We start from the raw sequence: 23911 nt of genomic DNA on the forward strand, positions 1-23911 counted from the left end.
TGATTATGCTTTTTAATTACGTCGCAGTTGATAATACCAATGCCCAACGTGAAGGAACGGTGGAGGCTGTCACCATAGACGCGGCAATTACAGCAATACAAAAACGTGGCTACACTGTAGTCTCTATCGATCCTGTTGAGCAAGATAAGGGTGGTTTAAAGGGGATGTTCAATATTGAATTTAAGTTTTTCAATTCTGTTTCTAATAAAGAAATTGTGATTTTGTCACGTCAGATCGCTACCTTATTCCAGGCTCACGTGTCACCGCTCAGAGTTTTTCGCTTGCTATCAGCGGAAATTGAAAACCCTCAATTAAAAAACGCCATGAACCAAATCGTCGAAGATCTACAGGGCGGCAACTCTATATCCAAAGCTCTTTCTAGTCACCCGCACATCTTTTCAACTTTTTATGTAAACCTAGTGCGGTCCGGTGAGGAGTCTGGATCTTTGGAAAAATCATTTGAATACTTGGCTGATTACTTAGATCGTTCCTATGAAATTATATCAAAAGCAAGGAACGCTCTGGTTTACCCAGCTTTTGTAGTGACTGTGTTTGTGGCAGTGATGAGTCTTATGCTTACGATGGTGATACCAAAAATCGCTGAGATATTAACCAGCTCTGGACAAGATCTGCCGATTTATACCAAGATCGTCATAGCTGTTTCAAATTTCATGGTTGATTACATCGGTATAATATTAATACTACTTTCAGTCGGCGGTATTATGTTGTGGCGCTTTATTCAGACTGATGTTGGTCGGAGAACTTTTGATGAGTTTTTGATTTCTATCCCATTTTTAGGTGACTTACAGCGCAAGCTTCTGCTCACACGTATCTGCGATAACTTAGCTACTATGTTGGAGCGTGGTATTTCTATGGTACAGGCGTTGGAAGTGACGGCTGACGTGGTTGATAACATGGTTTATCGCGAAATAATTGAAGAAGCTTTATCTGAGGTTAAGAGCGGACGATCTTTTGGTGAGTCAATTTCTGAATACCCTGAGATTCCCGGGGTCTTAACACAGATGGTTAAGGTAGGGGAAGAGACCGGTAGTCTTTCTGAAATCTTAACCACCCTGGCTAATTTCTATCGTCGTGAAGTTAATAACGCGGTAGATACCCTGATCGGTTTGATTGAACCACTCATGATTGTGATTCTTGGTGTTGGTGTTGGAATACTTTTGGCTTCGGTTTTGATGCCGATTTACGGCCTAACAAACGCTTTTTAGTGAACTTCCTTTCAAAAATTTACTACACTATCCACAAGTAAACTATTATAAGACACATAAGCTAGTATAATGAATAGTAGCCGACAACGTAGGCGTTTCCTGCTTACATATTATTCAGATACACAGCTGATATCTGGATCATTAAGTACAGGTATTAATATTTAATAATTCATTAACAATAAATATGAAAAAAACAATGTTCAGTCGCGGCTTCACGCTCATCGAACTCTTGGTCGTGATTGCTATTATTGGTATCTTGGCAGCGGTTGTTTTGGCTTCACTTAATGACGCACGAAATAGTGGTTCAGACGCTTCAATTAAGCAAAGTTTAGGCAATCTTCGCTCTCAGGCTGAAATAGTCTACAACACAAACAACTTCTCATACGCAAATGTTTGTTCTGATACCAAGGTGATCCAGCTTCTTGACGCAGCTGTATCAAATGGTCCGGCTACCGGACACTCATCAGCCGCGGTTTCTGCAACTAACGTTGCTTGTAATAACTCTGCTGGCGCATGGGCAGCAGCAGCTCCATTAAATGTAAGCGGCTATTGGTGTGTGGACAGTAGAGGAGTAGCTACCACAACAGCAGCTGCTACTATAACTTCCGGTACTGACTACGTGTGTGACTAACCAAAGGTACTAATAATTAATAGTTACAAAAACCGCCGAAGGCGGTTTTTGTTTTACGGTTCTGTCTGGGCAGATTTCGCCAGTTATTTAGATAACAAATGACGGGTGAGTGATATACTTTAGACACATGTTAAATTTATTTTCAGACTTGCCAAGTGATGTTGTTGTGTTCACGTTTATCTTTGGTGTTATCATTGGTAGTTTTTTGAATGTTGTTATCTATCGGCTGAATACTGGTAAATCTCTAAATGGCAGCTCTCATTGTCTCTCGTGTGGTGCTAAGTTAAGGGCGTATGAACTGATACCGTTACTTTCGTATTTGATACTGAAAGGTCGGTGTAGAAATTGCGGGTCTGTTATTCCAGTGCGGTATTTTTTGGTTGAGTTCCTAACTGGTATTTTGTTTGTGGGAGTGGTCATGTTTGTATCGGGTGTGTTTGCTCAACTCTTGTTTTGGTTTGTGATGGCTGTCTTGGTGGTGGTTGCTGTCTATGATCTGTACCATTTTATAATTCCAGACAAGCTGGTGTTATTGTTGGTGTTTGCATCGTTTGTGTATCAATTTTATCAGTTGATATTGGGTTTGTCGGCTATTGAATTTGCTTTTAATCTCGGAGCCGCTTTGCTTGGATCTTTTTTCCTTTTTTTGTTGTGGCGGCTATCTGATGGCCGTTGGATTGGCTTTGGTGACGTCAAATTAGCGTTTCCTTTGGGTTTGCTGGTTGGTTACGCTTGGGTGTTTTCATTAATAATCTGGTCTTTTTGGGTTGGGGCACTGGTAGGATTGTCATTATTGGTTTGGCAGAGGATTAAAACCCGTGGACAACCGCACTTACGTTTCTTAGCGCGAGAGCTTACAATTAAAAGTGCGGTACCATTTGCTCCGTTTTTGATCGTCGGATTTTTAATAGTATTCTTTTTTTCACTAGATGTTATCTCACTGGTAAGTTATGTTCCAAAGTAAGTATCGGTCATATAAACAAAACCATTTATTGAGTGGTGGTTTTGGTTTAGTTGAGATGATGGTTAGTATTGGAATATTAGTTTTAGTGATGAGTGTAATTCTGGCGAATCATCAAGCTTTTAATCATGCTGTACTCCTAAAAAGTCAGGCTTATGAAATAGCTTTTAAGGTTAGGGAAGCGCAGCTCTTTGCTGTTAGTGTGACCGGTGACTCTGGTGATTTTCGTAAAGTGTACGGCGTACACTTTAATGATAGTACCAGTAATGGTGTGTACAAAGTTTTTAGAGACAATAATGCGACCCAAAATTATTATTATGATTCTGTCAGTGAGGAATTTGGCGAGCAAGGAGTTTTAGACCCTAGGTTTGAGGTTTCGGATATTAGACTGCTTGGCAGTGCTGTTACACCAAATGATCTATCAATTATATTTACCAGACCAAATTTTGATGCCCGCTTTTTCACTGGACCACTAACAGAACCAGCTAATGTAACTGGGGCAGAGATCGATGTTCGTCTTCGTGGTTCGACTAGTCCAGTATATACAATTGAAATTACCAAAACCGGTCAGATTTCGGTAAAATAAGTTATAGATTATGCTTAATTCCTATAAGAAACAGTCGGGCTTTACTCTCATTGAGATGATTGTATCTTTAGGGGTGTTTGCTGTGGTTGTGACGACAGCAGTGGGTGCACTTTTAGCAATTATTTCAGCCAATAAACAACTCCAGGCTGAACAAAGTATTATGACCAATTTATCTTTTGCGATGGACACCATGACTAGAGAGATAAGGACTGGGTACAATTATTACTGCAACGCTTATGAGAATTATTCAGCTGGTGGCCCCAACAATATTTTTACTGACGGCAATGACCATGAGGGTGTGGCCGGGGCTAGTAAACGTGATTGTCCGCTGGGAAGGCAGCCGAGCACACATGAGCTGCAAGGAGTTTCTTTTTACGAGGGTGGACAGAGTATTACCAGCTCTGTTTCTAACTCACAACGCATAGCCTATTTCTTTGATGGTAACACCAAGGAAATAAAACGGCGAGTTGGAAATGGTCCGGCTCAGTCGGTTGTTTCGTCCGGTTTGGAGATTATAAACGCAGAATTTTATGTCACCGGTAGTGAACCGCAAAGTGAAAATGGCAATGATGTTAAACAACCGACAGTAACAATTTATCTGGAAGCAAAAGAGAAAAATAATCCAACCGGAAAGATTTATTCATTACAAACGACCGTAACACAACGAATTCTTGATCTATGAAATACAATAAGCAACAACAATCCGGTTTTTCTCTTATCGAAACTTTAGTGGCAATTTCGATTTTGTTGCTGGTTATTGTGGCGCCTATGACTATTTCGTCTAAGACAGCCAAGAGCTCCACTTTTGCCACTGAGCAGATACAGGCTTTTTTCTTGGCACAAGAAGGTTTGGAGTTAGCACAAGCAGCTCGCAACGAATTACAGCTCAAGTATTTTGAAGGTAGCCAACTAGACCCTTGGGGAGAGTTTGTTAATGGGGCAACTTACGCTGAATGTTTTAGTGGTAGCGGCTGTGGTCTGGAGTGGAGTAGTGCGGTAGCTGACAGTCTGGTTGTCAGTGATTGTGATACTGGTACAAAGTGTCGCATGTACTTGGGTGTGAACGATCGACAACATTTTACTTATAGCAGTAGTGGTACAACAATTCAGCCGTTTACCAGAAAAATTAGGATTACTGCCACACCGGGCGCTACCGACAGGGAGGTTTTGGTGACATCAACCGTAACGTGGCGTACGGGCTCGCTTGTGGCTGACCAAAAGGTTGAGCTTGATACTTATTTATTTAATACTTATGTCAATTAGTTTAAACACAAAACAGTCTGGTTTTGCTTTATTAATCTCTCTAATTGTGGTGGGAGTGGTTGTCTCGGTTGGCCTAACCATACTTGATTTGACCATCAAGCAACTATCTTTGTCTACTAACTCAAAGGATTCAGAGATAGCTTTTCATGCTGCCAATGCTGGGCTTGAGTGTGCTCAGTATTGGCGTATTAAAGAGGAAGATAATCTTGAGCAGGGTAATGATGTGGTGTTTGAATGTTTTGGTCAAACCTTACCAGCTACGTCTAAAGTAAATATTCCTTCCGCTGATTTGATAAAAGGAAATGCACATACTTATGATTTTAAGTTTACTTGGGGAGCTGCTTCACTACAGCGCTGTTCTGAGGTGCGGATGTTGCTTTTGACTTCTGACGATGGTTCAACCGGGGCTGGGGTTGATAATGTCTCAACTTATATACCAGGATATGTATCACCTAGTGGTAATAATAAGTTTGAGTGTGAACCGGGCGGCCGCTGCACTCTGACTTCGGTACGTGGTTATAATCAGTCGTGTGGTGGTGCATCTTCAGGTGTTTACGGTACCCTACAGCGAGAAGTTTTGCTAGAATCATAGGGTTATGAAAAATGATTCAGAGAGCCGAAAGCGCCTTAGTGAATTGCGTAAATTGGTTGATTATCACCGGCATCTTTACCACTCTAAAGATGCTCCAGAGATTTCTGATCAAGCCTACGACGCTTTACTGCGTGAGTTGGGGGCTTTAGAAGAAAAACTAGAAGGTAAGAAAAGTCAAATAAGTGAAGCGGTGGGAGGTGATGTCAGTAATGCTTTTGCTAAAGTAAAGCACGAGGTACCGCAGTGGTCGTTTGATAATGTATTTGACCTAAAAGAATTGACGGCTTGGGAGGAGCGTCTTTACCGCTATGTTCATAAGCAGGGCATGGAAGTGTCTAAGGTGGATTACGTGGTTGAACATAAGATTGACGGTTTAAAGCTGGTGATTGAATACAAGGCGGGCGAATTCTTTAGAGCTTTAACGCGTGGTGATGGTGAGGTGGGTGAAGATGTGAGTCATACTGCTCGTACTATTAAGTCATTACCTAAGCATCTTAAATATCCGGTTGATCTGATCTGTGTTGGTGAAGTGTGGATGGCGGCTGATGAATTTGAAAAATTAAACACTGAGCGTCAGAAAATGGGCGACAGTCTTTTTGCTAACCCGAGAAATGCCGCCGCCGGTTCGCTGCGTCAACTTGATCCAGCAGTAGCCAGGTCCAGGAACTTGTCACTTTTTGTCTATGATGTTGATCGATTTGGGGGGCGGGAAGCGAAGCTTCCCGCCCCCGCGACCCAGTGGGAAGAACTTCAACTCCTTAAAAAACTAGGCCTACCTACCAACTCCTACCCTAAGTGTTGCCGAACCTTGGCTGAAGTAGAGGAATATTATCAAGAGTGGAAGACAAAGCACGAAGATTTGCCTTACGGAGTTGACGGGGTGGTAGTAAAGGTTAATTCGGTAGAAGTTCAAACGGTAGCCGGCTACACTGCTAAGTCACCGCGGTTTGGTATTGCTTATAAATTTCCAGCCGTTGAAACCACTACAATCGTTGAGGACATCCAATTGCAGGTTGGTCGGACTGGTGTAGTTACTCCGGTGGCTCATCTGCGACCGGTTACGGTCGATGGTTCGACGGTGACCAGGGCTACACTTCATAACGAAGACCAAATCAAACGGCTGGATGTACGAGTGGGTGATACGGTTATAATTCGCAAAGCTGGTGACGTGATCCCTGAGGTGGTGATGGTTTTGCCAGAATTGAGACCGGAAAGCAGTCGACCATATAAATTCCCGAGGACAGTAAAAGATTGTGGTGGTGACGGTTTGATTGAGCGTATACCAGGTACCGCCGCTTATCGTTGTGTTTCACTTGACTCGGACTTTGTGCATAGGCAACGAATGTATTATTTCGTAGCAAAAGGGGCTTTTAATATCGATGGGGTTGGTCCGCGAATTATCGACGCTTTACTTGAAAATAATCTAATTAAGGATGCGGCTGACCTCTTTACCCTTACAGTGGAACAATTTCTATCTTTACCAGGATTCAAAGAAAGGGCAGCCCAAAATGCAGTGACTGCTATTCAAAATGCCAAGCGAGTCTCCTTAGCTCGACTTCTGGTTGGTTTATCAATCGAACATGTTGGCGAAGAAACAGCCCGGCTTCTGGCCAAGAATTTTCCAAGTATTGAAGCAATCTTAGAGGCTAAATATGAGGATTTGGTGGTAATTGATGGGGTGGGTGAGGTGATTGCGGATACTTTAGTCTCTTGGCAAGCGGACAAAGAAGAGCAGTCTTTGATCAAAAAGCTGCTGCCGCACTTAGATATTTATAATGATGAAACAGAGGTTGGAAGTGAGCTTGAAGGAAAGACCTTTGTATTTACTGGTACGCTGACAAAATTTACACGACCGGAGGCGCAAGATAAAGTTAGAAAATTAGGTGGAAACGTAGCTAGTTCAGTGTCGACAAAAACTGACTATGTAGTAGTTGGTGAGGCGGCTGGTAGCAAAGCCAAGCAAGCTCGGGATTTGGGGGTGACAGTCTTGTCAGAAGCAGAGTTTTTAGAGCTCGTGGCATGATTTTGTTTAAGATGCTATGATGCAACCATGAAGAAAGAAGATGTAGAACATTTAAGTCGGTTGGCTAGGGTAAGATTAACAGACTCAGAGCTGGCGGACTTTACTACCGACATATCGGATATTATTGATTATGTCAGTGTGGTTCAGAGTATGGCGGCTGGAGGTGAAAAAGAGACCGAAACAGAGCCTGAATTAGGTCCACGCTACAATGTTTTTCGTAGTGATGTGGTGACAAATGAGCCTGATGCTTATACTGAAGATTTGTTGCGGGAGATGCCGTACAAAGAAGGACGCTTCTTAAAGGTCAAGAAGATTTTACAAACTGATACTGAGTAATTATGTTGACGATTGCTGAATTAAGAAAAAAACTGTTGTCCGGTGAAATCACGGCGGTGGAATTGGTGAAAAAAACTTTGCAAGACATCCGCGAGAAAGATGAGAATATAAATGCTTTTATTGCAGTTTACGATGACGCAATTGAAGAGGCTAAAATGGCCGATGAGAGAATCGCTAAAGAAGGTGATAAAGTGCCACCTCTTTGTGGTATACCGGTAGCGATTAAAAATAATATTTTAATCAAAGGTAAGAAGGCTACGGCTGCCTCTAAAATGTTGGAAAATTACACCGCCACTTATGATGCGACTATTATTGCTAAACTAAAAGCGGCTGGCGCCATCTTGATTGGTGCTACTAATATGGATGAGTTTGCTATGGGTAGTTCAACTGAGAGCTCGTATTTTGGTGTGACCAAAAACCCGCTAGATCCAGAACGTGTACCGGGTGGATCTTCTGGTGGTTCGGCAGCGGCAGTAGCAATGGGTGTGGTGCCGGTAGCGATTGGTACTGACACCGGTGGATCAGTCAGACAACCAGCTAGTTATTGTGGTTTGGTGGCTTTTAAGCCAACTTACGGTGCAGTGTCTAGAAATGGTTTGATTGCTATGGGTTCTTCCCTTGATCAAGCTGGCCCGCTAACAAACACTGTGGCTGACGCAGAGGCAGTTCATGAAATTATGGCTGGACTAGATCCCCTAGATATGACGACTATCGCCCCTGATACTTATGATGAGGTTGTTATCAAGGATTCTTATACTATCGGTGTACCAAGACACTTTCTGGCTGATGGTGTCGATAAAGATGTTCTAGAAGTATTTGAGGAACAACTTAAAACTCTAGAGTCAGAGGGACATAAGGTGGTAGATATTGAACTGCCATTGTTTGAACAGGGTTTGGCTGCATATTATATAGTTATGCCGGCTGAAGTGTCTTCAAACCTGGCTCGCTATGACGGTATTCGTTATGGTTTGTCAGTAGATGGAGATACATTGCTGGATGTATATGAGAAAACGCGAGCCGAGGGCTTTGGGAAGGAAGTGAAGCGGCGCATTTTGCTCGGTACCTACGTGTTGTCGTCCGGTTATTATGATGCATATTACCGAAAGGCAGAATTAGTGAGGAGCAAAATGCGCCGCGAACTAAACGACGTTTTCACCTCAGTTGATGCGATTGTGTTACCAACTACTCCAACTCCTGCCTTTAAATTTGGAGAAAAGTCGAGTCCACTAGCTATGTATCGCGAAGATATATTTACCGTACCCGTAAATTTAGCTGGTGTTCCGGCTATTTCCTTCCCCATGGGTAAGGTTGAAAGGGAGGGTGTATCGCTTCCGGTTGGGGTACAATATATAGCACCACATGGCGGAGACGCTCGTCTCTTTAATATCGGTAAGCGATTGTACGATGAGCGGATCTAGAGTTGGTAAAACTTCATGGATTCAACTTTAAATACTACAACCACAGCTACCACTAACACCGGAGGGGTACCTCTAGAACCAGTTACGTTTGATGTTGTATCAGCAGTAGTCGGTCTAATTACTGGCACTTCGTACACCGGAGTGACTGATTTTTTTGGTGGTTTATGGAACGCGTTTGTTATCATATCCTACACACTTTCCATCATAATGCTTCTTATTTATGTTTACGCCGCTACTCAGTATCGGCAACTATCTAACTTGCGCTTAGAAATGATGCATAAAAGAGAGCGATTGTATGATGAGCAGTTTCGTAGCGGTCCAAGAAACAGTCGTTTGGAGGATATTGATAAGCATATAACTTCAGATAACCCAAATGACTGGAAATTGGCTATTATAGAAGCTGATATAGTCCTGGATGATGAATTAAAGAAAGTTGGGTATACAGGAACATCGCTTGGTGAAAGACTGCGTAGTATCAATACAGCCCAGTTGAACAGTCTTGACGATGCCTGGCAAGCTCATAAGGTGCGAAACCAAATAGCACACGGTGGAGCAGATTTTGTCCTGACTAAGCACTTGGCCGAAAATACCATCAAACAGTACAAGCGAGTTTTTGGGGAGCTGGGTATACGTTAATTCAGGTCCGGCATTTGTGCTAATTAATTTGTATAGAAATAGACCTTAAAGAGGAGCGGCTAGCGACGGGAAAGGTCTACCCTTGGTTGTTTTACTTGATTTTAATTAGCATAGGTCCCAGACATGTCATTGCTTTTTAGTAAAAAATGATGTATTGTGTTGACTTAAGGCTAATCACGTTAGTCTTTTTAATTTAGAGTACTGGAATAAATACGTAGCGGGGTGAGAAAGTGTCAAAACACTTTCGCAAGACCTTGCCTAGTATTTCTTGAGGCTACGAAAAGAAATACTGACAAGGTGTACAGATCCTGTAAGGATGAGGAGAGGAAACTTTTTCGTTCCAGATAAGGTAAAAATAAATACATAGCGTGACTAAGAGAGGTATCGAGCGAGAGAATTATATAGCTCTCATAACCTCCCTGGAGAACGCTTTTGTTTGAGGAGAGGTAAAAATAAATACATAGCGGGGTAGAGGAGAGGTACCTCGGGAGGCTCATAACCTCCAGACCCCGGTTCGATTCCGGGCCCCGCAACACTAAGAAAAAACCAAGAGTATAACTCTTGGTTTTTTCTTAGTGTTGCGGGGCGATAAAACTTTTGCTTAGCATTAAAAAATGTGTCCAGGTGAAAAAAATAATTTTAACTTTGCTATACTTTAACTCATTATAGACTAAATTAATTGTTGCTATTATGAATTACTCTATTTATAAAAAACCGCAAACAGCTGGATGTGTAAGTAACTCATTTAATTTAGCCATTACTAAAAGTGCGAGTTTTGTTCTCGCACTTCTGCTTATATTAGGGTCGTTAGAAAACGTTTCCTTTGCAGCTGTTCTTACTAATGGCGATGCTGGATATATTACCAACATTCAAACCCGTGATGGAAGTGATCTGTTTAGATCTGATGTACGAGAGGGAAGTGGTGGATTCTTATACGCATATGACATTCCCGTCCCACCTGGTGTTAACGGCCTCACCCCGCAAATCTCGCTACAGTACAACAGTCAGGGCAGTTCGGACCAAGATATACTTGGCTATGGTTGGAATCTTTCTATTCCATACATTGAACGGGTGAACAAACACGGCATCAATAAGCTCTTCGACCCCGCCTACGAAACCTTTTACTCCAGTCTTTCTGGTGAGCTTGTATTCGATGGGGTAGATTACCTCACAAAAATCAACCAAGGCGACTTCATGAGATATAGCCGATTAAGTAATGGGTGGGTTGTTACTACAAAAGACGGTACCGAATATCACTTTGGTTCTGACGTAGTAGCCCAACAGTCAGACCCGACCGATATCACTAACATTTCTCGTTGGTACCTCAGCTCGATTACTGACACTAACGGCAATATGGTCTCATATTCATACGTTAAAGACACTGGCGCAATTTATCCTAGTACCATCACTTACGGCCCATACACCATCGTGTTCACAACCGAAGCTGCTCCCACTCACTCGTCCTATAGTCTTGGCTTTAAGGTTGAACGAGATCAGCGTATCAATGCTATTGAAATAAAGGAAAATACCACAATCTTCACTCGACACGACCTAACCTACGCTACTGGTATCAATACTCAACGTGACCTTCTGGAGACAATTACTCAAACTGACGTTATCACCAACACTAGCTTACCGGCGGTGATCTTTGATTACGGCGGCGAAGAAATTCCTCATTGGCAGAGCGACAGTTCGTTTGTATTCCCAGAGCCAATGGGACTTCAAGACAACGGTGTTCGGTTTGGTGACCTGAATGGTGATGGTCTTACGGATATGATTCGATACGAACGATACTGGAACGACATTCCCTCTGCACGGTGGACAGCTCGTCGTGTACACATCAATAAAGGCAATGGTAACTGGGATATAGATGTCCCGTGGAGCTGGGATGATATTGAGACACCGTTCTTCTTACACATTAATGATGGTGTATTCAGTAACACCGATAAGCGTTACGACATGGGCGCGCGCTTAATCGATGTTAACGGAGATGGGCTAGATGACTTCGTCGCTGCTTACAACTGCCTAGACTGGAGTAGTTCAGACTGTTCAAATGCACCAAACTATATGAAGGAAATTCTAGGTCCAATCCAAATGGATGTCTACCTGAACTCTGGCTCAGGTTTTGTAAAAGACGGCACTAACTGGTTAAATTTGCAGGCTATGTCTAGTTGGGATTATTCTCCTGCTGATATGACCAATCCAGGCCGAGCATTTGTTGATGTGAATGCTGACGGCTTACCAGACATTGTTCAATCAGTCGCTACGCTAAACTTCGGCTCGCATCCAAGTGAAAATGTAGCTTCAAATATTTGGATAAACACGGGTAATGATTGGGAACTTTCATCCCTTACTCTTCCTGCGGCACTTGCCAAATATCCGTGGCACCCTAGTTACCCAAATCTTCGTAAATTCAGTGACTATGGAACTCGATTTGCTGACGTTAACGACGATGGGTTAATCGATGTTTTACGAGGATATCGACAGTCATTCAGTGGTAGCGTTAATACGTATACTGACGAAAAAACTGTATACATCAACACTGGTGATGGTTGGGAAGAAGACGTGTCTTGGAACTTACCTGTTGAGTTTGTTATTCAAGATCAAACTTCTGGTTATCAGATGTTTGATTTTAACGGTGATAAACTTCCAGATATTCTTCAATCGCACTACCATAACAATAATGGTTTTAGTTATAATTTATACCTGAACAAAGGTACTACATGGCATCTTGAGAATTACTCAGTGAACAGTACTCACTATCCAGTGTATCCTCAGCCACCTTTCCCGCTTACCAGGACAGCCGCTTATACAGGCGGTGGTGGTACGGCTATGATCGATTTTGATGGTGATAATCTACTTGACGCCTGGAATCTGTATTATCTAGACTTAGATGAAACTCAAAGCTCCGGTGGGAGTGTTTTCCTAAATACTTCAGATATTCCAGACCTAGTGACCTCAATCATTGATAAAAGCGGTTCCATTACTTCTATCAACTACGACGGCTACCTTGCTACTGTTCAATCAGACTATGTAAAAGTTGGTAACTCACCAGTCAATCCGATAGTGGTCACTCATAAAACCATCGATAATAACCACGGTCACACGGTCACTGAAACATATGAGTACAATGATGCTCATCAGTACGTCGAGGTGAGCGATATTTTTGATCGCAAATTTGCCGGCTTCGGAAAAGTCACCAAAACCACCGATTTAGGAAAAGAAACCACTTACTACCACCAAGGAAACGGCGTAGCGACTACAACCGAAGAGGGCATAGATGACGAAGCATTAATCGGGCAGGTTTATCGCACAGAAATAACTGATCTTTCTGACAATCTCTATACACTTTCTCGTCAAAATTTTGCCACCACTTCACTTGGTAACGGCAGTACGTTTGTAAAACTGGAAAGCGGTCTCAAGCTTGATTACGATGGTGATAGCGACAAGAAAGCTTCGGCCAACAGCTACACCTACGACAACACCAATGGCTCACTCCTTACCAAAACGGAGTGGGGAGAGGTGAGTGGAAATACTGACGGTACTTTCTCAGATACCGGTACCGACAAGCAAGTGACAACTATTGAGTACGCTACCAATGCGAACGGTATAGTTCTACCATCCAAGCAAACCTTGACCGACAACTCTGACACCAAAGTCCAAGAGTCTCGCTTCTACTACGATAACCAACCGCTTGGCACAGTTACTCTAGGTAACAAGACCAAAGAAGAGAATTGGCTAGGTGGCAGTAGTTATACAAACAAACAGTGGACATACAACAGCCTAGGGCTGGTAACCGCCGAAACTGATCCAGATGGTAATACCACCAACTATACTTACGATACCTATAACTTATATCCAGCTAGTGTCACCAACGCCCTCAATCAAACCACACAGTACGAGTATGACTATTCTTCCGGGCAAGTAGCGACCACCACTGACGCTAATGGCAATATTTTTGCCACCACTTACGACGGGTTTGGTCGACCGCTTACCGTTACATCACCTGACCCACAGACCGGTACTCCGGTAGTACAGACCGAGTATGTCTATACCGATACTCCCGGCAGTGTCAGTGTGCAAAAGAAAGATTATCTAAATAGCGGATTAGTTAAAAACTCGTATACTTTCCTAGATGGCTTTGGCCGAAAGATGCAGGAAAGGCAAGAAGCGGAAGGAATGGATCAATACGTGGTGCGTGATTATGTCTACGGAAGCAATGATCTTTTGGAAAAAGAGTCACTGCCGTACTTTGGTACCGGAGCGGCGAGAAGTGCTTCTACCACCAACGCAAACCTCTTAAGCACCTACGCTTACGATCCATTGGCTAGAGTAACAAGCGTAGCAACTGTGGTTGGTACGACCACTACCGCCTACGACCAATGGAAAGAAACCGTTACCGATACTGCCGGCAATGATAAGGTATTCCAGTATGACGCTTTTGGTCGATTGGCAGCCGTGACCGAAAACGAGGGAACCAATTCATACACTACCAACTACACTTGGAATAATCTCGGTAATCTGACCAAGATAACTGACGCCGAAAGTAATGTGCGAAATATAAGTTACGACGGACTTGGTCGCCGTACTAGCCTGGAAGATTTGCATGCACCAAGTGATAGTACTTTTGGAACTTGGACTTTTGCTTATGACAACGCTGGCAACCTGACCAGCAAGACTAATCCAGAGAGTCAGACTACCAACTACACCTACGACGCTCTTAATCGCCAGTTGACCGAAGACTACACCGGACAGACTGGTACGGAAATCACTTATACTTATGATACTTGTACGGGTGGCGTGGGGCAACTTTGTACCGCTGCCAATTCTTCCGCTACCACTAACTACACCTACACCCCAAACAACCTCTTGGCTTCAGAAGCTAAAACAATAAGTAGCAATACCTACACCACTAGCTATGAGTATGACCGCCAAGGCAACCAAACACTCATTACTTATCCAGATAATTCAGAAGTGAAGTACACCTTTAATAAAGGTGGGCAGGTAGACAAAGTGGAACAAAAAGAGGGTGGGGGAACTTTTGCAAACATTGTGAGTAATATTGATTATGGACCACATGGTCAGATGGAAAATATCGAATACGGCAATGGCTCTATAACTACTCGTACTTATGATGCGACCGAACTGTACCGATTGAAAAATATCCTCACCACTGCCACCAGTACCTATGGCACCGGCGGTCCGGGAGAGGAGCTTATAAGTATTGAAGCCAAACTGGCTTCACTTACCACTGAGCTCCCGCTTGCGACTACCAGTGAAGCCTTGGTGGTGGAGACGGTAGAGGAGCCGGTAGAGGAGATGGTCGCAACTTCTTCTGATCTTGCTATCGAACCGGCTACTTCAGATTCAACTACTGCAACTTCTACTAATATCGAAGCGACAAGTACAAACCAAGAAATAGCCGAAGCCGAACTCACCTCGACTACAACCACAACTGATGAGGTGGTGGAGACTAGCGAAATTGCCACCACCACCACGGTCGCTGCTCCAGACGCGACTACCACTGCGTCTTCGTCGTCTGAAACCGCTACCGGTACAGCTGACCAAGTGGTGAGTGTGGTAGAAGCTGATGTGGTATTTGATATACCTACCACCACTGCCACCAGTACTTTACCAGCAGTACCAACAGCTATTGCTTCTACCAGCAGTAACTCCACACCACCAGTTGCGGAAGCGGTGGTAGTTAATCAGGTAGTGGCTAAAAGCAAGCTAAAGCTAAAAATCAACAACGCCCACGAAGCCCGAATGTGGCAAAAATACCACCATGAGCGAGTAGCTGGATTAGAAGCAGAGGGAGCTAATCAGGCTGTGCTTGATAAAGCCAAGTATGCTCAGGATCAGTTGGAGTCATACTTAATTGAGGATGGTTATCTAAAAGAAAAAGGTGGAAGCGTAAAAGGACACGCTAAAGATTATGTAGAGAGCCAGGGTAAGAAACTTATAAGCAAAGTGGTGGACTTTATCTTACCGGATACCGTCCAAGCTTACCTATTTGGGTTAGAAGATTTTGAAAATTGTTCAGCTCTTCCGTGTACCTTTGACAACAATGTATCTTGGGGAGGGGTTACCCCGGCTTTAGATAACACCAGTAAGGTGGCTGGTGCGGATTCACTAAAAGAAACTGTGACTGGAGAAGGTTCCGGTGGCTTAGAGTTTGTTGATCAAAACACCGGCGAGATTTATGCTCAGTTTAAGGTATTTATTCCGAGTAATATGACTTGGGGACCTTCCGGTTATCATGGCATTCTTAGATTTGAAGATACGATCAACAACTCAGTTTTCTGGATGAATGTTGAGGATTGGGGCACAGCCAGACTAACCATGATGGGAGATGTTCTACCGTGGACTGACACCGGAATTGATTTGGTGAAAGGGGCGGTCAACACTATTGAAGTACGCTTTAAGACTGGAGCCACTAACGGCGATGTAGATATCTGGCTCAACAACACCAACGAAAGTGCACCTGACTACAACGGAAGTGGTACCCTAAACACCGGTACTGATAATGTTGACTATGTAATCGCCGGAGTTACTTATACTCCCGAAGCGATTAGTACCACCTACTTCGATGATATTGCTATCGACACTACCTTTATTGGTGAGCTAACTTCAGGTGGCCAACCGCCGGTGGTGCCATTTGTTGAGAATGTCCAAAACCTTTCCTATACCTACGACACTGTCGGTAATATTACCGAGATAGTAGACAACAGCGGTACCGACTCCGCCGGTACCATCACCTACACCTACGACGACCTCTACCGCCTTATCTCAGCTTCCACTACTAATGCTAGTACTACTCCATACCAAGAAACCTATACCTACAACAGTATCGGTAACGTCCTCAGCAAGTCTGATGTTGGTACGTATAGTTATGATGGTGGACAGAGTGGAGGAACCAGCTACTACATCTATGACGATAGCATCACTACCGGTTGGACAGACTGGTCTTGGTGGACTACCATCAACCCAAGCGCCACCTCTCCTGTCTACTCAGGACTCTATTCATTGGGGTTAGTATACACCCAACCCTGGGCTGGTATCTCTTATCACAACAACAGTTTCGACAGCTCACCATATGATAATCTAGAGCTGGCGGTTAATGTCGGTACCGACACTACAGCCAATCTCTACCTCTATTTCACCAACAGTGCCAGTACACCTTTTACCATCATTAACCTAAAAGACTACGTCACCGGCGGTTTCCAAGCCAACACCTGGCACAGCCTCACCATTCCACTTTCAGACTTAGGTTACCAAAACTATCAAGGCGCCACTGAACTAAACATAGAGACCGACCAAGCCGCGACAGTGAATTTTGACAGTATTCGTTTGACTAGTACCGGCGGAGGAGGAAGCTACGCCAACCCCCACGCTGCCACCACCATCGGCGGCACCACCTACACCTACGACCAAAACGGTAACCTCCTAACCGACGGTAATACCACTAACACCTGGAACTACCGCAACGAACTAACTGAGTCCACAAAAGCAGGAATAACGACCAGCTATGGATATGACCACAATGGTGATCGAGTGTTCAAGACTACTTCCGAAGGAACGACTTATTATCCTTTCGCTAATTACGAAATTACTGATACTGGTACTACCACAAAGCACATCTACATGGGTGACCAATTAGTTGCCACGATTGAAGGTTCTGGTGCTGGAGCGTTGACGTATTACAACCATCTTGATCATCTCGGTGGTACCAGTGTGGTAACCGATGGTATTGGAGCTATCACCCAAGAATTGGACTACTACCCATTCGGTGATACGAGGATAGATAATGAGTACGGAGACTTTAGACAACATATTCAGCACTCAGGTCACCAGAAAGACGATGAAACAGGACTCATCTACCAAGGTGCACGTTACTATAATTCTGGTATCGGACGATATACATCACAAGATCCAGCAAACTTACGAAATCCAGCGCAGTTCCTCTATGACCCACAACAGTTAAATACCTATGCGTATGCAAGGAATAATCCACTGAAGTACATTGATCCTACGGGGGAGAAGATTGAGCTTGTTTCTAGACCAGTAATTTCTTCTTATGATGCACATATGTTCTATCGAGTTACTCCAGATAATCCAGGCCAGATTTCTATTGATGGAATTCCTCAGGGCACTGAACAGTTTTCGATAGGGGCTTACAACCGAGGTGGTTTCTTAGGTATCGGCAATAAATTGACTCCAGAGTTTAGTTACGAAGGAGGTCCAGTGAATACTGACACCCCATACTTAAACGGGGAAAAGGCGCCTACAGCAAGTGTTGTTATCACACCACCAAACAACATGTCAGATACAGAGTTTATTAACAGTCTTGGTGCTTCAGCAAATAGTATCGACAAGACAGGTTATTATATGTTTGGTAAAACTGGTAAATTTGGTGTAGCTAATTCAAATAACTTCGTATACGAAGTTGGTAATAGGAGTGGTGTTGGTAATCAGGTCAGCTCGTTCAATTCAGGTGCATATACTCCAGGACAGAGTCAAGGAATCCCAACTGCAACATTGCTTGATAATATAAGGTCTAGCCTGAACAGTATTAAGGAGAGATTGTCCAAAAAAGATGATAGCGAATAAATAAATGATTATTATGAAAAAACAATTTATATCAGCATACCTAGGGTTATCTACAGGAATATTCCCCTTAGTGTGTTACAGAGTTTATGAGAATTATGGGATCAGAGGTGGTCTAAATGAAGTATTAGAGGGACTTTTGCTCTATTTACTTTTGTTCATTCCAATTTCTATCGTTCTAGTTTTAGCTGCAAAAGTGTTAGAAAAAATGAGTGTAAAATTGAATAATAAAATATTATTCCTAGTATCGTTGGCAATTGCTGTAATTTTCCTCTACTTGCTGTAGGTGACTAATCCATCTTAGCTATTACGGAAAAATGTAATTCTGACCCTTGGTCTGCATTCGGTATAGTTCCGCCAAGAACAACAGACTTATTGCCTTTGGTGACTTCAATACAATTATCTAAAAGTAATCTTCTCTTGGTATCAAAAGTGTTTGCTTTATTAAGCCTTAGTCTTAAGGTCGTGCAGTATTGAGGAAATGGGGTCAGCCACCATTTATGATAAAATAAATGAATGCCAAGAATAAAAAGAGTAGATGTTGGTGGTGAAGTATATCACGTACTAAATCGTGCTAATGCTCGAGTGCAGATATTTGATAACAAAAAAGATTATCAGCAATTTGAAGAAATACTTGAAGAGGCTATTGAAAAATACGAAGTACCATTACTGGCATATTGTGTTATGCCAAATCACTGGCATATGGTACTGCAACCAAAACAAGATGGTGATATGCAGAAATTTATTGGGTGGCTTTCTAATACGCATACTCGTAGGTGGCATGTTACAAAAGATACAATAGGTCAAGGTCATCTATATCAGGGTCGATACAAATCATTTATTTGCGAACAAGACCATCACCTACTTACAGTTCTTAGATACGTTGAACGAAACGCTAAAAAAGCAAATTTAGTCAAAAAGGCTGAAGACTGGCAATGGTCAAGTGTATGGAGAAGAGAAAATGGTACTTTAGAACAAAAGAAAATATTAAGTAACTGGCCTATATCTATACCAAGAGACTATTTAAATCTTCTTAATAAACCTATGAATGAGTCTGAAGAAGAGGCTTTAGAAAAATCAGAAGAAAGAAGTATACCTTTTGGAGAAGAGGAGTGGGTTAATAGAAAAGTTAAAAAGTATGAGATTGAACAAGTGTTACGGGGAGTAGGTAGACCTAAAAATGGTGGCTGACCCCATTTCTGACCCCATTTCCCCATTTCCACCATTTCCATTTCCGGAAAGGTGACATTATTCTGCATACATTAAAACACAGGAAAAACTTGCTAATATAACCATAAAATTGGTATATTCTTTTAACTATGCAATGTATTATTTTGGCGGCTGGCAAGGGATCAAGACTTAGGCCGATAACAGACACTATCCCTAAACCGTTAGTGAAAGTTGACGGAAAAACCCTGATGGATCACGTAGTAGGGGCGTTACCTAGTTCAATAAAGGAATTGATTATTGTTGTAGGTTATAAAGGTGACATGATAAGGGAATACTGTGGGGACAGCTTTTACGGACGACCGGTTACTTATTTGGAACAAAAGGAAATAAATGGTCCGGCCAAGGCGTTATGGCTCGCCAAAGATTTGATTAAAGGACGATTTCTTTTTATGTTTGCTGATGATATTCATGGTCGTGACGACATGGCGAGGGCGGTTTCTTATAGTCGCTCTATCTTGGCAACCACCAGTGACACTCCGGAACGCTTTGGTGTAATTGTTCGTAACCCTGATGGTACGATTGCTGATATGGTAGAAAAACCTTCATCCCCATCCTCCAATTTAGTTGCTACCGGACCAATGGTGTTGGATCAGCATATCTTTGATTTTGCTCCCGAGGCACCAATTAATGGTGAATATTTCATGCCTGAAATAATTATGCGCTATAAGGAGAAATATCCAATGGCGGTTGTGGAAGAGAACTTTTGGTTGGCGATTGGTTACCCTGAAGACTTGGAAAAAGCTGAAAAGAAGATACAATCACTATCTTAAATAATTTATTATGCAATGTGTTATCCTGGCGGCGGGAAAAGGAACCCGCATGCGGCCTTTAACTGAACAAACTCCAAAACCGTTAATAGAAGTCTGTGGCAAACCTTTATTGCAGCATATCGTCGAAGCTTTGCCTGATGAAGTCGATGAAATAATCTTAGTGGTTAATTATCTTGAGGAGCAAATAAGGCGACATTGCGGTCTGCATTACTGCGGTAAATTGGTTCAGTATGTGCACCAAGAGAACGCGGTTGGGGGGACTGGTGAGGCTTTGCTGGCTGCGGCGCCACTTATCGAAGGAAGGTTTATGTTTATGTATGCTGATGACATTCATGGGTCGTATGCTCTCAAAGCAGCTGTAACTTATCCTTATGCAATGCTTTCGGTGCAGCACGATGAACCACAGCATTTTGGTGTTTTGGATCTAAACTCGGACGGCACTCTCAAGGCTATTCATGAAAAGCCAGCAGAACCTACATCTAATCTTATAAACATCGGCGGGATGGTTTTGGACAAAAAGATATTTAAATATGATGTGGCACGGTCAGCGAATGGCGAATTGTATGTGACCGATATGGTAACGGCTTTTGCTCAGGATTATCCTGTTATGGTAGTGGAGCAATCTTTGTGGTTGCCGCTTGGGAAGCCGGAGGATATTTTGGCGGCGGAAAAAATGCTAGGGTGCAACCGGTAAGAGAGGTGCAAGAAATTGAAAAAAATAGAATTTTATAGTAATGTGTTGAGCACTGTCGATGTAGCTCAGTCGGTTAGAGCGTAGCACTCATAAAGCTAAGGTCGGAGGTTCGATCCCTCCCATCGACACAATGTAGCGAAGCGGAATTGCGGAGAGGGGAAGCGCAAGGTTTGCGTCTAGCAAACCGAGCAGGGATCGAACGACGGGATGATGTCAGTATACGAGCGAATGAGGCGATAAAACAATGTTTAAACATAGTTTTATCGCGGCACCATGTATTTTTGTGAGTGAAACTAAACAAAATACACCGGTAACCGTCAGGATGACTTCTTCTATCTTTTCGAAGCGGGATGCTTTGAAAATTTACAAAATCATGTATAATGCTAGGCACAAACTTTATTTACCGAGGAAAAAGAAGGTTTTTGATAAGTTTGTTGACTGCGGTGGTAGCTCAACTGGTTAGAGCACCCGCCTGTAGACGTGCAGCTTTTTGTGCGAAAGCCAAATTGAAACTCTCCGGGATATCGGTGAAGGCTAAGTCTTCTTGAAGATATGCGAATACCGAGGGAACCCTATACACAAAAAAACATAGTATAGGGGCTCCGTAGAGACTAGATACCGGGGTACCTAAACCCAGCACTGCTTTTAACTCTAAATATATTTAAAGTTAAAAGCAGTGCTGGACATGGTAAAGATATAGTCCACGCCTTTGTGAAAACATTGGAAGAAGTGCACGCGGGAGGTTGCGGGTTCGAGTCCCGTCTACCGCGCAGTTAGGTAAAAACAAAAAACCACCAATGCTTGGTGGGTTTTTGTTTTTAGGAAGCAAACTGCTTTGCTTTCGTACCTAACTGCTAGAAGGAGACATGCTGCTTTGCAACAGTTGGGTCCGGGTCAACAGTGTATTTATTTATTTTGGTACTTTAGACTCTGTTGAGATTTTAGAGAATTTTAGTAACGGTAGTTGGTTAAGGAAGGATATATCTAAGTTGCCACAAGCCATCTCAAAGGATTGAACTCTAGACCTTTGCATTACAATTGAGTAAATCAGTGTCGTAAAAGATTATTATGAGCCGACTCCGAGATTCGAACTCGGGACCTACGGTTTACGATACCGTTGCTCTACCTACTGAGCTAAGTCGGCGACGAATATAATGTTAGTATAGTCGGACTTTGATTTCAATTGATTTTTTGATAGGATAGGCAAACTGAATATTGCCAATGTAGCTCAGTTGGTAGAGCGCGTCCATGGTAAGGACGAGGTCTCCGGTTCAATCCCGGACATTGGCTCAAAATAAAAAGCACCCGTTTAGGGTGCTTTTTATTGGTATGCAGCTACTTGCTATTTATGGATAAATGTAGCATTATGTTGATTGTGAGTTAATACATGGAGGGTACTGAAATGAACTGGTTGACTCTTATTGGAATATTTGTGTTGGTAATTGGAATAGGAATTATCTGGACACAAATTGCGCTGTCTTTGAAGACAAGAAAAGAAAAAGAGGTGATGATGTGTGAAACTGAGGTTCGAAAGTTGTTAGAGGACCTTAAAAATACCGAACTCACCTTTAAGAGTGAAATAGATAGTATAATTACAGAGTATGATAAATATACTACCGATCAATTTGAAAAAGGTTTGCCAGATAGGCTTGCCTATATTAAGAAAATAAAACAGAAGCTTGAAGATATCAAGGACTCATCAGGTCAGGTTATGGGAGCTGCATGAAAATCCCTTGTTCACCAAATCATTTAAATCCCCACACATTGTTTGCGGGGATTCTTTTTTTACCCACATGTACGTGCAGGTAAGGTCGGTTTGGTGTACTCAAATTTGACAATTCAAGCAAAATGTCTGATACTCTGCGATGGGTTAGTTGAATACTGGGGTGCAACGATGTCATTGAGTTTGAGAGGCTAGAAAATGGAAGAAATTCAGAAACTTATGACGTATTTGGTGTTCATAGTAATTGCCGCTTTTTCGGCTTTAATTTTGCTGGGTTACATCAACGAAGTATTAGCATACGTCACTTTTTATTTATTTATGCTGATTTTACTTATTGTATCGGCTAAGATTTTGCGTTTGATTTGGGTAAACAAAAAAGAATGTTTGCCATAATAAAATACAAGAGCGTCTCTGTTTTTTATAGGGGACGCTTTTTTAAATAACAGTTGACAGATTACTTTAAATGGAATACTTTTCTGAATGGAACGTTTGTTTCTGAGTAAATTTTTATTTCAAAGGAGCAAAAAATGAAAGTATTTGATATACCAAGTATATGGGCAAGTGATTCATTTGTTTTTGTTTTTATCGTCGTGGTGTTTGTTATTCCTCTGGGAGCTGTAATTTTCCTACGAATCGTCAAAGAAGACTTTTTTCTAGAAAAACTTGCTGTCGATAGAAAGGAGATTGAAGAGGATATAAAAAAAGCACAAGATTGGGTAATAGAACATGGAGTTAATTTTCTAAAGGGATACCTGAATACTTTAAATGAAAAACTCAGTGGGACTGAGGGGATCGAAAACCCAAACCTATATGAGTTTGTTGTAGCGATATTAGTGCTAAAAAAAATTCGTGAAGAGCTTGATATTATTATTGATATTCAGACTAAGCTTTATAGAATAGAAGGACTTATAAAAAGCCAAGAAGAAGTTGGGTGTCTAGGTGATGGTAATATTGCTCTTGAATACAATAAGATTATCACCGGAAATTCTAATAAGCGAGGTGATTTGGCTAAAGAGTATAAAAATATATCACGCTTATACGACACTATATCTTATTGAAAAAGTTACACAGAAGGATTGCCGTTTAATAAAGCTGAGCCCATAAAAGATACTTAAAAATCCTTTTTATGGGCTTTTTCTTGTTGATAACTCAAAGGTATTTTTATTCCTATTTTAAATTTTTGTGATATTATGCGATTGGGTTGTAAAACCAAAC

At 42.3% G+C, this 23911-nt stretch carries 19 protein-coding genes and 4 tRNA genes; 22 read left to right on the plus strand and 1 reads right to left on the minus strand.

What is annotated here, in order from left to right; all coding sequences use genetic code 11:
• Window positions 1–5: 5 nt before the first annotated feature.
• From H6779_04040 to H6779_04125, 18 genes are all read left to right on the plus strand, one after another.
• A complete protein-coding gene (locus tag H6779_04040) occupies window positions 6–1226 on the plus strand; it encodes a type II secretion system F family protein (protein ID USN87554.1) in 1221 nt (406 codons plus the stop codon).
• A gap of 184 nt (window positions 1227–1410) precedes the next feature.
• Window positions 1411–1857 carry a type II secretion system protein gene (locus tag H6779_04045; GenBank protein USN87555.1) on the plus strand — a complete coding sequence of 149 codons (447 nt, stop codon included), beginning with the start codon at window positions 1411–1413 and terminating at the stop codon, window positions 1855–1857.
• A gap of 127 nt (window positions 1858–1984) precedes the next feature.
• On the plus strand, window positions 1985–2821 hold the full coding sequence (locus tag H6779_04050; protein USN87556.1) for a prepilin peptidase: 837 nt from the start codon (window positions 1985–1987) through the stop codon (window positions 2819–2821).
• Complete coding sequence (locus tag H6779_04055; protein USN87557.1) at window positions 2808–3404, plus strand: prepilin-type N-terminal cleavage/methylation domain-containing protein; 597 nt, start codon at window positions 2808–2810, stop codon at window positions 3402–3404. Before H6779_04050 ends, H6779_04055 begins: the two co-directional genes overlap by 14 nt.
• Before the next feature lie 10 nt (window positions 3405–3414).
• The gene (locus H6779_04060; protein USN87558.1) at window positions 3415–4086 is read left to right on the plus strand and encodes a type II secretion system protein; all 672 of its coding nucleotides are present in this window, start codon (window positions 3415–3417) and stop codon (window positions 4084–4086) included.
• Complete coding sequence (locus H6779_04065) at window positions 4083–4667, plus strand: type II secretion system protein (GenBank protein USN87559.1); 585 nt, start codon at window positions 4083–4085, stop codon at window positions 4665–4667. The genes H6779_04060 and H6779_04065 overlap by 4 nt, the downstream gene beginning before the upstream one ends.
• A complete protein-coding gene (locus H6779_04070) occupies window positions 4657–5259 on the plus strand; it encodes a hypothetical protein (protein ID USN87560.1) in 603 nt (200 codons plus the stop codon). Before H6779_04065 ends, H6779_04070 begins: the two co-directional genes overlap by 11 nt.
• Window positions 5260–5263: 4 nt before the next feature.
• Complete coding sequence (ligA, locus tag H6779_04075) at window positions 5264–7282, plus strand: NAD-dependent DNA ligase LigA (protein USN87561.1); 2019 nt, start codon at window positions 5264–5266, stop codon at window positions 7280–7282.
• A gap of 27 nt (window positions 7283–7309) precedes the next feature.
• Complete coding sequence (locus H6779_04080) at window positions 7310–7618, plus strand: aspartyl/glutamyl-tRNA amidotransferase subunit C (protein ID USN87562.1); 309 nt, start codon at window positions 7310–7312, stop codon at window positions 7616–7618.
• A 2-nt stretch (window positions 7619–7620) separates the two neighbouring features.
• A complete protein-coding gene (gene gatA, locus H6779_04085) occupies window positions 7621–9036 on the plus strand; it encodes an Asp-tRNA(Asn)/Glu-tRNA(Gln) amidotransferase subunit GatA (protein ID USN87563.1) in 1416 nt (471 codons plus the stop codon).
• A 15-nt stretch (window positions 9037–9051) separates the two neighbouring features.
• Entirely contained in the window at window positions 9052–9672 is a 621-nt protein-coding gene (locus H6779_04090) for a hypothetical protein (protein ID USN87564.1), read from the plus strand.
• A 462-nt stretch (window positions 9673–10134) separates the two neighbouring features.
• A tRNA-Met gene (locus H6779_04095) sits at window positions 10135–10205 on the plus strand.
• A gap of 157 nt (window positions 10206–10362) precedes the next feature.
• Window positions 10363–18282 (plus strand): VCBS repeat-containing protein, encoded by a 7920-nt coding sequence (locus H6779_04100; protein USN87565.1) that lies wholly within the window; start codon window positions 10363–10365, stop codon window positions 18280–18282.
• Window positions 18283–18295: 13 nt separating this feature from the next.
• A complete protein-coding gene (locus H6779_04105; GenBank protein ID USN87566.1) occupies window positions 18296–18565 on the plus strand; it encodes a hypothetical protein in 270 nt (89 codons plus the stop codon).
• A 230-nt stretch (window positions 18566–18795) separates the two neighbouring features.
• Entirely contained in the window at window positions 18796–19470 is a 675-nt protein-coding gene (locus H6779_04110; protein ID USN87567.1) for a transposase, read from the plus strand.
• Window positions 19471–19598: 128 nt separating this feature from the next.
• Window positions 19599–20279, plus strand: coding sequence for a nucleotidyltransferase family protein (locus tag H6779_04115; GenBank protein ID USN87568.1), 681 nt, complete (start codon window positions 19599–19601; stop codon window positions 20277–20279).
• Between the two features lie 10 nt (window positions 20280–20289).
• The gene (locus H6779_04120) at window positions 20290–20973 is read left to right on the plus strand and encodes an NTP transferase domain-containing protein (protein ID USN87569.1); all 684 of its coding nucleotides are present in this window, start codon (window positions 20290–20292) and stop codon (window positions 20971–20973) included.
• A 54-nt stretch (window positions 20974–21027) separates the two neighbouring features.
• Window positions 21028–21101: transfer RNA gene (locus H6779_04125), tRNA-Met, on the plus strand.
• 943 nt (window positions 21102–22044) lie between these two features.
• On the opposite strand, the gene H6779_04130 is transcribed toward H6779_04125, so the two are convergent.
• Window positions 22045–22117, minus strand: a tRNA-Thr gene (locus H6779_04130).
• 73 nt (window positions 22118–22190) lie between these two features.
• Between H6779_04130 and H6779_04135 the strand changes: the two genes are divergently transcribed.
• The 4 genes from H6779_04135 (at window position 22191) to H6779_04150 (ending at window position 23754) form a co-directional block, all read left to right on the plus strand.
• Window positions 22191–22263, plus strand: a tRNA-Thr gene (locus tag H6779_04135).
• Between the two features lie 97 nt (window positions 22264–22360).
• Window positions 22361–22699, plus strand: a complete 339-nt coding sequence (locus H6779_04140; GenBank protein ID USN87570.1) for a hypothetical protein — start codon at window positions 22361–22363, stop codon at window positions 22697–22699.
• A gap of 195 nt (window positions 22700–22894) precedes the next feature.
• Window positions 22895–23089 carry a hypothetical protein gene (locus H6779_04145; GenBank protein USN87571.1) on the plus strand — a complete coding sequence of 65 codons (195 nt, stop codon included), beginning with the start codon at window positions 22895–22897 and terminating at the stop codon, window positions 23087–23089.
• A gap of 134 nt (window positions 23090–23223) precedes the next feature.
• Window positions 23224–23754 carry a hypothetical protein gene (locus H6779_04150; GenBank protein USN87572.1) on the plus strand — a complete coding sequence of 177 codons (531 nt, stop codon included), beginning with the start codon at window positions 23224–23226 and terminating at the stop codon, window positions 23752–23754.
• The last annotated feature ends 157 nt before the right edge of the window (window positions 23755–23911 follow it).

This window comes from Candidatus Nomurabacteria bacterium, assembly GCA_023898525.1.
Lineage (GTDB): Bacteria > Patescibacteriota > Minisyncoccia > Phycocordibacterales > UBA918 > OLB19.